The organism is Paractinoplanes deccanensis (assembly GCF_016862115.1).
In the GTDB taxonomy this organism is placed as follows: Bacteria; Actinomycetota; Actinomycetes; order Mycobacteriales; family Micromonosporaceae; genus Actinoplanes; species Actinoplanes deccanensis.
Map to the genome: position 1 here is coordinate 1 of NZ_BOMI01000097.1, position 6,619 is coordinate 6,619.

6 protein-coding genes and 1 pseudogene are annotated in these 6,619 nt (G+C 68.3%); 1 reads left to right on the top strand and 6 read right to left on the bottom strand.

The features are described from left to right. Positions 1–145: 145 nt before the first annotated feature. The 5 genes from Ade02nite_RS24855 to Ade02nite_RS24875 form a co-directional block, all read right to left on the bottom strand. A complete protein-coding gene (locus Ade02nite_RS24855; protein ID WP_239169026.1) occupies positions 146–769 on the bottom strand; it encodes a Maf family protein in 624 nt (207 codons plus the stop codon). A 63-nt stretch (positions 770–832) separates the two neighbouring features. After that, a complete protein-coding gene (locus Ade02nite_RS24860) occupies positions 833–1,927 on the bottom strand; it encodes a S8 family serine peptidase (RefSeq protein ID WP_203768560.1) in 1,095 nt (364 codons plus the stop codon). A 47-nt stretch (positions 1,928–1,974) separates the two neighbouring features. Continuing rightward, complete coding sequence (locus Ade02nite_RS24865; RefSeq protein WP_203768562.1) at positions 1,975–3,387, bottom strand: hypothetical protein; 1,413 nt, start codon at positions 3,385–3,387, stop codon at positions 1,975–1,977. Beyond that, positions 3,387–3,839, bottom strand: a complete 453-nt coding sequence (locus Ade02nite_RS24870; RefSeq protein WP_203768569.1) for a hypothetical protein — start codon at positions 3,837–3,839, stop codon at positions 3,387–3,389. Before Ade02nite_RS24870 ends, Ade02nite_RS24865 begins: the two co-directional genes overlap by 1 nt. 99 nt (positions 3,840–3,938) lie before the next feature. Beyond that, complete coding sequence (locus Ade02nite_RS24875) at positions 3,939–4,160, bottom strand: acyl-CoA carboxylase subunit epsilon (protein ID WP_379037219.1); 222 nt, start codon at positions 4,158–4,160, stop codon at positions 3,939–3,941. Between the two features lie 77 nt (positions 4,161–4,237). On the opposite strand from Ade02nite_RS24875, the pseudogene Ade02nite_RS51085 reads away from it, so the two are divergent. Further along, a pseudogene (locus Ade02nite_RS51085) lies at positions 4,238–5,528 on the top strand (serine/threonine-protein kinase); the annotation flags it as partial. Positions 5,529–5,628: 100 nt separating this feature from the next. Here the strand turns inward: Ade02nite_RS51085 and Ade02nite_RS51090 are convergent. Then, complete coding sequence (locus Ade02nite_RS51090; RefSeq protein ID WP_438872791.1) at positions 5,629–6,000, bottom strand: hypothetical protein; 372 nt, start codon at positions 5,998–6,000, stop codon at positions 5,629–5,631. Positions 6,001–6,619 lie beyond the last annotated feature (619 nt).

The following is a 6,619-nucleotide window of genomic DNA, read 5'->3' on the forward strand; positions in this document are numbered from 1 at the left end:
CCGTCACGGTGCCGCTCTGGAGCCACAGGCTGCTCCGGAGCCACAGGGCTGCTCCGGAGCCACAGGGCTGCTCCGGAGCCACAGGCTGCTCCGGAGAGCCACAGGGCTGCTCCGGAGCCACAGGGCTGCTCTGGAGCCACAGGGCTCAGCTCTGCCGCCACAGAGCGATGATCGGGATGCCCATTTCAGCGAGGAGCGTCCGCAGCAGCGGAAGCGAAAGCCCGATGACGTTGCCTGGGTCGCCTTCGATCCGGTCGACGAAGGCCCCGCCGCGCCCGTCGAGCGTGAACGACCCCGCCACGTGCAGCGGTTCGCCACTGGCCACGTACGCGTCGATCTCGGCGTCGCTGATGTCGGCGAAGTGCACGGTGGTCACGCCCACGGCTTCCGCCTGCTTGCCGCTGACCAGGCTGGTCACGTGGTGCCCCGTGTGCAGCACGCCCGACTTGCCCCGCATCCGATGCCACCGTTTGACGGCCTCGTCGGCGTTGGCCGGCTTGCCGAAAACCTCACCCTCGAACGCGAGCACAGAGTCACATCCGAGCACCACAACCCCCGGGTCGGCGTTGAGCTGAGCCGCGATGGTCCGCGCTTTCATCCGCGCCAGAGCCAGACACAGCGTGTACGCGTCCTCAGCCTCGACAACCGACTCGTCAACCCCGCTGACCATCACTTCAGCGTCGATCCCCGCAGCACCGAGAAGCTGCCGCCGAGCCGGGCTGGCCGAGGCCAGAATCAGCCGGTACGCGATGTCCTGATCCTTCTGCACGCCCCGAGGCTACAAGTCAAGAAGCCCCAAAAGGAGCACACAACCCGGCGTTTCCCACCCGACCTACCGAACCCGCCGCCGCCGAAGCACAAAGAAGAGCAGCCCACCCCCGACGACGGCAGCGGCCGCAATCCCCCCGAAGACAAGCCCGGCCCCACTCCCACCGGGCGAAGCCTCCTGCCCGGAGCCCTCCACCGAACTGGCAGAGGACACACTCCCCGCCGCCGGCGTAGAAACAACAGCACTGGGCGACGCCGACACGCCTCCCTCGAGCGGCGGCACATCGGCGGTGAGAGCTTTGACGATATTCAGCCGCCCATACCCACACTCATCATCCCGCCCCGGCGGCCCAATATCGTCAGCCGTAGCAGTAAGCCGATGAACAACTTCCTCTGCCGAGAGCTGAGGAAATTTCGCTCGCACAAGCGCCGCCGCCCCCGACACGATTGCTGTGGAGTCCGAAGTTCCTGTGGCGGTTCCGTAATTGCTCTTGGGCTGAGTCGATATTATGTCAACGCCTGGTGCACAAATCTGAGTTCTCTTACTTTTAACGGATGCTGAAGAATATTTCCCATTGCGGCCGGTTGCTCCGACGGCCAGCACGCCATCGAAGGCGGCGGGGTAATTTACTACAGCATCGGAGGCTGCATTGCCGACCGGAGCGACGACTACAATGTCGCTTTCAATGGCACCTCCTACCGCGTCGTTGAGATCGAAGCTGGGGCCGGTGCTGAGTGAGATGTTGATGACCTTTGCGCCATTCTCGGTGGCCCATTGAACGCCTGAGGTGACCATCTCCGGGTCGATCTCTTTGCCCGTCCTTGATATACGAACGGGAATAATATTCGCCGACGGTGCTACGCCTTCGATACCCGAGTCTGAGCCATGACCGTGCCCCGCTACAAGTCCTGCCATGCGCGTTCCGTGACCGTTAGCGTCGGACTTCCCGTTGCCGGAAGCTCCTCCTGTTAGGTCCGTTCCTTCGCGGAGGTTATTGCGAATATCCGGATGCGGGTAAGTGCCGGTGTCGACCACGGCCACGACGACTCCTGAGCCGGTCGAGATCGTATGGGCCTGCGAAATCTTAAGGCTTTGAAGGTACCATTGCCTGTCACGAACTGAATCGGCGAAGGCGGGTGTCGCAGGTATCGTTGCCACCGCCAGGATACTTACTCCAGCAGCGGCGATAGCTCTGGAAAGCGCCCTCAATTCAGTCCGATCGCGGGTCCGGGATCGACACGCTGCGCTCGCGGTGGAAGAACTACCGGATCCACGCCCGAGGCGGTTTCCCATGGGTTGTCGGGATCCCAACGGTTAGTCTCGGCGCCCTCTCCGCGCTTTGGCCCCCGCCCAGTCGTTTGGCCGTAGGGACCTCCGACTTGCGAGGCGCGCTGGCTTGCTATTCCACTGGCGTTTGCCGCATTTGAACCAACGCCGCCGCCGATGACTCCACCGACCGGGTTTACGCGGCTAACACCCGGGCGAGCAGCCCCGGGCTGACCAATGCTGACGCCTGGAGTGCCGCCGATCATTCCTCCAGGCGGCATGACATGCGGGGCGCCTGTGGGAGTGCCCGGCCGAAGCGCGCCCTCACGTGGGAGGCCAGCACCGGCGCGTCCTGAACCGTTCGCTACAGGAGGGAGCGGAGTGGTTCCGCCTGATGGCAGGAAGCCGGGGCCCGTGGTGGGTAGAAGGCCCGGACCTGTAATGGGTCCAGGCGTGCCACTCGGCAGCGTCGGTTGTGGAGGCGCGATGCTCGGCGGAGGTGTGGTTACGGGGCTTGTCGGAGTTCCCCCGAGAATCAAGCCAGGTTGCGGAGTTCCACTTCCGGGCTGAACAGTGATGGGACTTCCGACGACAGGTTGCGTGCCAGCGCCGGCAGGAAGTGTGGGAAAGACGGCGGAGGGGCTGGAAGACGAAGTAGGGCCGCTCGGCGCTGATCCGCCGGTGGAACCAAAGGCGGGCGTTATGGGCGGTAGTGGGGGAGCGATGTAGGTGTTCTCATCGCTCCCACCGGTGGTGGCGTCTCGGGTTGTCAACGGCCTATACGGAGTTGGCGTGCGGATGTTGACCTGGGCCAGGGCCAAATCGCTGCTTACGCTGCTCAGCAGGGAGGCGGCCTTCTGGCGTAGCTCCTCCTGGCGGCCGTCCGCGACGGGGGGCTTTTCGGTGCTGGTGATGCCGGGGTCGGCCTTCTCCGCCTGCTGCTGTTTGGCGTTGAAGTCGTTCATGAGCTGGGCGTTCGCCATGTACTCGTCGTAGATCTTCTGGACGTCGTTCTGGGCCAGGCTGATCGACAAGGTGGCTGAGGCGAAGGCGTCGTGGTTGGCGATCGCGGCTTCGTACGTCTCGTCGAGGTTCTTGATGAGGTCGTCGAGGCGGGTCAGGTAGGCGTAGGCGGCCTCGTTCTTTTCCGGGGGCCAGACCGCGGCCAGGTTGTCCCGGTAGTTCTGGACCTGCCAACGGTGCTCGTTGATGAGGTCGGCGGACTGCTTCCAGCCGGTGAGCAACTCGTAGTGCTTGTCCGTGTCGGGCTTCTGGATGATGTCCTGCATCTCCAGCACGGTCATCGCGAACCAGTTGGTGCCGCTGCCGCCGCCACCGGGTGCGACCAGCATCAGAGATCTCCCTCGGTGGCCGGGGTGGCGGGGTATGCGGGCGTGCCGGACTCGGGGACGCCGTATTTGTCGAAGGCCTTGTCGACGTCGCTCACCTTGGCGTGGGAGAAGGCGTCGGAACCCGCGTATTTCTTGCTGATGTCGGCGGCCGCGGAGGCGAAGCCCTGGGTGCCGTTCGCGTAGTTGTAGACGTTCTGGTGGGTCACGTCTTGGGCGTCGTGGTGGGCCGTGAGGAACGACGCCAGCTCGGCGAAGCGCGGGTCGAGAGGCGACAGTCTGGTCCCCATGGACTCGGTGACGCTCTCGAGGTGGGGGGCGTAGCTGTCCTTGACGTTGGCTGCCAGTTTGGCGGCGAACTGCTCCATGGCGCGGATGTCGGCCTCGATCTGGCCGAAATCTGTGGTGCCGTAGTCGCGCAGCCACGCGGGACCGAGATCCTCCTGAGGAATCATCGCCACCCTCCCCCGAAGTTGGGAACGAAACCAGCGAAGGTGAGCGTAGTCGGTCGCCGCCAGGGCCGGGGGACCCTGTGGACAGTGACGGGTGATGATCTAGCTTGGCAGGGCCGAGGCGCGCCAAGAGGCGGGGCGCATCGATGGTCTTGCCGAGCGTGCCCAGGCTGACGGGGGTGTGCCGGCGGGTTGCTCATCCACCGCGCTGGATGCCGCCGTGAGTACCGTGACCAGCGCGGCCAGCTCGAGATCGGTTGGTTCGCCGCGCACGACGCTGACCAGCGGTTCCTTATCCATCGACCGAGCGTACGACGCGACCATGGAGATCCGGTGACACGCATCCCACACTCGGCTGATCGATTCGCTGTGGCTCGACAGGACCGGGTATTTTCTCCGTGATGTCTTCCTCGCCCCCGCTCATCGTCGCAGACCGTTACCGGCTCGTCGCGCCGCTCGGTCAGGGCGGCATGGGCCGCGTCTGGCGGGCGACAGACGTCGTCCTGCACCGGGACGTGGCCATCAAGGAGCTCGTCCCGCCGCCCGGTCTCACGCCCGCGGAGAGGCAGGAGATGCGCGAGCGCTCGCTGCGTGAGGCGCGCGCGATCGCCCGGCTCAACAACATCAATGTCGTACGCGTCTTCGACGTGCTGCGCACCGACGCCGACCCGTGGATCGTCATGGAGTACGTGCCGTCGCGCTCGCTGCAGGACACGCTCGCCGCCGAGGGGCCTTTCAATCCCGTACGCGCAGCCGAGATGGGCCTTGGTGTCCTCAATGCCCTGCGCGCCGCGCACCGTGCCGGCGTCGTGCACCGTGATGTCAAGCCCGGCAACGTGCTGATCGGCGCGGACGGCCGGGTCGTGCTCACCGACTTCGGGCTCGCGACCGTGCCCGGCGACCCCAATGTCACGCGCACCGGCCTGGTGCTCGGCTCCCCGGCCTACATCGCGCCCGAGCGCGCCCGGGACGGTTCGGCCGGTCCGGCCGCCGATCTGTGGTCGCTCGGCGCCACCCTCTTCGCCGCGGTGGAGGGCGCGTCGCCGTTCGCCCGCCCGTCCGCGATCGCCACGCTGGCCGCGCTCGCCACCGAGAACCCTCCGCCGGCCCGCAACGCCGGCCCGCTCAAGCCGGTGCTCAACGGCCTGCTGCGCAAGGACCCGGCGCACCGCATCAACGCCGAGGAGGCGGAGCGCCTGCTGCTGCGGGCGGCCGGTCGCCGCGGCAAGCTGACCTTCCCGATGAGCCCGACGATGCGGCGCCCGGGCGTCGGCCGCGACCGCACCGGCCTGCCGCACACGGGTGCCACGCCGGTCGTGCCGGGCCCGCGTCCGCCGGTCCGCCCGACGAACCCGCCCGCGCAGCCGCCGGTCGTGGGCGGGCGTCCGTCCGGTCAGCCCGCGCAGCCGCCGGTGGTGGGTGGGCGTCCGCCGGTCTTCACGCCGGGCAAGGCGACCGTCGGCCGTCCCGCCGCCGAGACGCCGACACGTGTCGACGCTTCCGCGGCCAAGCCGCCCCGCACCGACAAGCCCAAGACCGACAAGCCTCGGCTCGACGCCACGCGCGTCGACACCCCGCCGGTCCGCGACGACAAGACCGCATTCATCAGTACGCGTGGCAGCCGCCCCGCCGAGCCGGAACAGCCCAAGGGCGCCCGCCCGCAGCCGCCGCGAGCCGGTCACGCCGGGTTCACGGCCGCCGACGTCGCCGCAGCGCGCCGGGGCAAGAACGCTCCCGAGCAGCCGGCCAACGACGCCACCACGGTGGTGCCTTCTCCGCAGCGGCCGAACCCTCAGAAGCCCCATCCACAGAGGCCGCTGCCGGCCGACGCCACCGCGCTGATGCCGCGCATCGTCGACCGCCCCAACACCGACGCGACGACGGTGGTCCCTCCCGCCAAGCCGCGCCCTCCGGCCAAGACCACCCCGCAGTCGTACGCGGGAAGTCCGCCGCCCGTGGACCCGGCCAAGACCACCCCGCAGTCGTACGCGGGAAGTCCGCCGCCCGTGGACCCGGCCAAGGCCGTGCCGCAGTCGTACGCCGGGAGTCCGCCGCCCGTGGACCCGGCCAGGAGCGCCCCGCAGTCGTATGCGGGAAGGCCGGCGCCCGCGGAGCCGGCCAAGGCCGCGTCGCCGGAGCCGGCGGCCGACGAAGTCCAGGCCACGACGCGGATCGAGATGCCGCTTCCGCCTCGCGGTGGTGCTCCGGCCAAATCCGAAAAATCCGATATGTCGGCACCTGGAGTGGCGACTAAGGATGTGCAGGAGGCGCGGGAGGCTACGAAGCCGAGCGCCATCGACAAGGGCGAGTCGAGCACCGCCGGTGAGTCGGGCGCCGCTGGTGGGCTGGCTGCTGCTGGCGGGTCTACCGCCGCCGGTGGGCTGGCTGCCGCTGGTGGGCCCGCTGCCACGGGTGGGCTGGATCCCGCTGGCGGGTCTAGTGCTAGTGGTGGGTCGACCGCTGCCGCTGGGGCCGCTGCCGCCGCTGGGTCCACCACTGCCGGTGGGTCCGCTACCGCCGGCGGGTCCGCTGCTGCCGATAGGTTGGATGCCGCGAATGGGTCGACTGCTGCAGCAGGTGGGTCGACCGCAGCAGGTGGGTCGACTGCGGGTCAGTCAACCGTTCCCGGCGGGTCCGCTCTTGCCGGTGGGTCCGCCGCCGCCGGTGGGTTGCCTGCTGGTGGTGGGTCGGCTGCGGGTGCGTCGACCGCCGCGGGTGCGTCGACCGCCGCGGGTGCGTCGACCGCCGCGGGTGCGTCGACCGCCGCGGGTGCGTCGACCGCC

Coding starts and splice junctions, on each gene's coding strand:
- Ade02nite_RS24865 (WP_203768562.1), bottom strand. CDS start 3,387: ATGCTGGTCGCACCCGGTGGCGGCGGCAGCGGCACCAACTGGTTCGCG.
- Ade02nite_RS24870 (WP_203768569.1), bottom strand. CDS start 3,839: ATGATTCCTCAGGAGGATCTCGGTCCCGCGTGGCTGCGCGACTACGGC.
- Ade02nite_RS24875 (WP_379037219.1), bottom strand. CDS start 4,160: ATGGTCGCGTCGTACGCTCGGTCGATGGATAAGGAACCGCTGGTCAGC.